The sequence below is a fragment of the Skermanella sp. genome (genome assembly GCF_059503625.1).
The window spans coordinates 1-3,722 of sequence record NZ_JCACHA010000140.1 but is presented as its reverse complement, the minus strand read 5'-3'; the positions used below and the strand labels follow the sequence as shown (position 1 = coordinate 3,722).

Here is a 3,722-nt window from a genome sequence, read left to right as displayed (position 1 = left end):
GCGCGCCGCATCCACCAGCCCGCAGCCGTTCTCGATCGCCCGTTGCGGCTGGGGAGTGAACCGGATGCCGGCTTTTTCCAGTGCCGCGAAGCAGGTGCCCGGTTCTTCGCGGAGACCGGCAAGCTGGAGTCTGGTGAAAGCGCCCGGTTCCGCCGTCAGGTCCAGCGGCCCCCATGGGCTCCACGAAGGAGGCACCACGACGATACCAACATAGATCAAGGTCGCGGTGATGCCCGCCATGATCCCGATAAGAAAAACCAACAACTTTCCCATGGCGAGTACATATGGATCTATGAATTCTCCGTTCCAGATCGGTCGGCAACGCTGCCGCTACTCGCCATGCTTCAGCCTTGCGGCCGCCATAATCCGGAGCAGCCCTTTTTTGCCGCGCGGCCAGGGACTAAATGGGGGCGTTGTGTGTTTGATGCCGGAAAGCCAGCCCAACCGGGCAGGCCGCATCGGACCAGACGGGTCGTGAAGATCCACCGGCACCGCCAACGGCTCTGAAGGACCATGAACGACATATCGCTCCGCCCGCACTTCCATCGGCCGCTGACGGGTTTCGACCGTCGCCGCTTCCTGATCACCGCCGCCGGCGCCGGTGCCGCCGGACTGTTGCCGGCCGGCTCCCTGCTGGCTCAGGAAACGCCGCCGCCGCAGCCGGCCCAGCCTGCGACCCAGCCCGCTCCGGCCCCTCCGCCGCCGCAGTTCGGGTTCGAAGCCGTGCAGCAGGTCGCCCGCGATCTGGCGAAGCAGGGCTATTCCGACGACCGCGCCGAACTGCCGCAGCCGCTCCGGAACCTCTCCTACGACCAGTACCGCGATATCCGGTTCAAGCCGGACCAATCGCTTTGGCGCGGCCAGAAGCTGTTCCAGCTCCAGTTCTTCCATGTCGGGTTCCTGTACCAGCAGCCGGTGCGGATCAACGTGGTCAGCGGCGGGCAGCCGGCTCCGGTGCCGTACCAGCCCGGCATGTTCGACTATGGCGCCAACAATTTCGGCGACAAGCTGCCGGACGACCTGGGCTTCGCGGGGTTCCGCATCCATTATCCGCTGCACCGGCCCGACTATTTCGACGAGCTGGCGGTGTATCTCGGCGCCAGCTATTTCCGCATCCTCGGGCGCAACCAGATCTACGGCGCCTCGGCGCGCGGTCTGGCGGTCGATACCGCCGCCACCAGCGGCGAGGACTTCCCCCGCTTCCGGGAGTTCTGGATCGAGGAACCGGGCGCCGACGCCACCCGCCTGACGATCTACGCCCTGCTCGACAGCCGCAGCGCCACCGGCGCCTACCGCTTCGTGCTGACGCCGGGTACCGATACGCAGGCGGAAGTGACGGCATCGGTCTATCCGCGCCGCGACATCGGCAAGCTGGGCATGGCGCCGCTGACCAGCATGTTCTTCTTCGGGGAGAACCGGGGGCGCGGCTTCGACGATTTCCGGCCGGAGGTCCATGACAGCGACGGTCTCCTGATGGAAACCGGGCAGGGCGAGTGGATCTGGCGTCCTCTCCTCAACCCGAAGGACCTGCGAGTCTCCTCCTTCACAGACGAAAACCCGCGCCGGTTCGGCCTGATCCAGCGCGACCGCGACTTCCTGCATTATCAGGACCTCGAATCGTCCTATCACCGCCGGCCCAGCTACTGGGTCGAGCCGGTCGGCGACTGGGGCAAGGGCAGGGTGGAACTGGTCGAGATCCCGACCGACGAGGAGATCAACGACAACATCGTCGCATACTGGGTGCCGGAACGGCCGGTGCGGGGCGGCGAAGGGCTGGACTTCAGCTACCGTCTGCGCTCGGTGCTGGATGCGCCCGAACGTCCGCCGCTGGGCCGCGTCGTGTCGACCAAGATCGGCAGCTCGCGGGTTCCGGGACGTCCCGACCTGCCGCGCGAGGGCCGTCACTTCGTGCTCGATTTCGAGGGCGGCGACATCAGCGTCCTGCGCGCCGAGCAGCCGGTGGAAGCCGTGGTCACCACCAGTTCCGGCGAGCTGCGCCAGCCCATCGTCCAAAAGAACACCGAGACCGGCGGCTGGCGCGTCTTCTTCGACCTGCTTCCCGAAAACAAGCCGGCCGACTTGCGTTGCGTCCTGCGCATGCGCGGCCGGCCTTTGACTGAAACCTGGGTTTACTTGTGGTCACCGGGATGAGCGATCCTTCCTCCCCCCTCGATAGAAATGCAGCCCTTAGAGATAGGGCCGTAGCGGAACTGAGGCGCAAGGCGCTGTGGCGCCGGGGTCTCTATTTCGCTTGTGTGATCCTGTCCACGCTGGCCGGCTCCTACCTGATGGCCGACGTGCTCAGGGCCAACGGCTTCACCGGCATCGAGATGGCGATCCTGGTCCTGTTCACCATCAGCTTCGCCTGGATCTGCACGTCGTTCTGGACCGCGACCATCGGTTTCCTGGTACGTCTCGCCGGGCGCGATCCTGCCGGGCTGGACCCGAACAAGCCCGTAGTCCTGACGGCCCGGACCGCCATCATCATGCCGGTCTACAACGAGGATCCGACGCGGGTCTTCGCCGGTCTTGAAGCGACGTGGCGCTCGCTCCAGCGGACCGGAGAGGAGAACGAGCGGACCTTCGACCTCTTCATCCTCAGCGACACCCGCAAGCCGGAGATCGCGGAGGCAGAGGAGTCCGCCTGGGCGGCGCTGTGCCATCGGCTGAACGCGGAGGGCCGGATCTTCTACCGGCGGCGGGAAAGCAATATCGGGCGCAAGGCCGGCAACATCGCCGACTTCCTGCGTCAGTGGGGTCTCGCCTACGACCATATGCTGGTGCTGGACGCCGACAGCATCATGTCGGGCGATACCATGGTGGCGCTCGCCAAGCTGATGCAGGACAATCCCGGCACCGGCATCATCCAGACCCTGCCGGCCCCGGTGAACCAGGAAACCCTGTTCGGACGCATCCTTCAGTTCGGCAGCCGGGTCTACGGCCCGGCCTTGGTCAGTGGGTTGTCGTGGTGGCAGTTGGGCGAAGGCAACTACTGGGGCCACAACGCGATCATCCGGACCAGCGCCTTCATCGAGCATTGCGGCCTGCCGACCCTGTCGGGGCAGGCCCCGCTGGGCGGAGAGATCCTCAGCCACGACTTCGTCGAGGCGGCGCTGATGCGCAGGGCCGGCTGGCAGGTCTGGATCGTGCCGGAACTTGAAGGCAGCTACGAGGAACTGCCGCCCAATGTGCTGGACTACGCCGTCCGCGACCGGCGCTGGTGCCAGGGCAACCTCCAGCACCTGCGGCTGCTGCCGGCCAAGGGGCTGCATCCGCTTAGCCGCCTGCACCTTATCATGGGCGTGCTGGGCTATGTCTCCTCGCCGCTCTGGCTGATCCTGCTGACCCTCAGCACGATCGATATCCTGACCCAGACCATCGTCGGCCATAACTACTTCGAGCCGGGCTACAACCTGTTCCCCGTCTGGCCGGTGTCGAAGGTGTCGGAGACGATTTCGCTGTTCGTCGTGACGATCGGCATCCTGCTGGTGCCGAAGGTCTACAGCCTGATCCTGACCGTCGCCGACGGCCGCCTGCGCCGGGGTTTCGGCGGGACAGGCAAGCTGCTGCTCAGCGCCTTCCTGGAACTGCTGTTCTCGATGCTGCTGGCCCCGGCCATGATGCTGTTCCACACCCACTTCGTCGTCGCGACCCTGATGGGCCGCAGCGTCCAGTGGAACGCCCAGCCGCGCGGCGAACGGGGATTGACCTTCCGCGAAGCG

The 3,722-nt window shown here is 65.9% G+C and carries 2 protein-coding genes and 1 pseudogene; 2 read left to right on the top strand and 1 reads right to left on the bottom strand.

Features of this window, described 5'->3' with window-relative positions:
- A pseudogene (locus AC5JJ6_RS03760) lies at positions 1-261 on the bottom strand (extensin family protein); the annotation flags it as partial.
- A gap of 252 nt (positions 262-513) precedes the next feature.
- Between AC5JJ6_RS03760 and AC5JJ6_RS03755 the strand changes: the two are divergent.
- Positions 514-2,151 carry an OpgD/OpgG family glucan biosynthesis protein gene (locus AC5JJ6_RS03755; protein WP_496040760.1) on the top strand — a complete coding sequence of 546 codons (1,638 nt, stop codon included), beginning with the start codon at positions 514-516 and terminating at the stop codon, positions 2,149-2,151.
- A partial coding sequence (gene mdoH / locus AC5JJ6_RS03750) for a glucans biosynthesis glucosyltransferase MdoH (protein ID WP_496040759.1) occupies positions 2,148-3,722 on the top strand: 1,575 nt, incomplete at its 3' end. The genes AC5JJ6_RS03755 and mdoH, both read left to right, overlap by 4 nt.

Excerpts from the sequence above, each read along its gene's own strand:
- AC5JJ6_RS03755 (WP_496040760.1), top strand. The coding sequence starts at position 514 with ATGAACGACATATCGCTCCGCCCGCACTTCCATCGGCCGCTGACGGGT.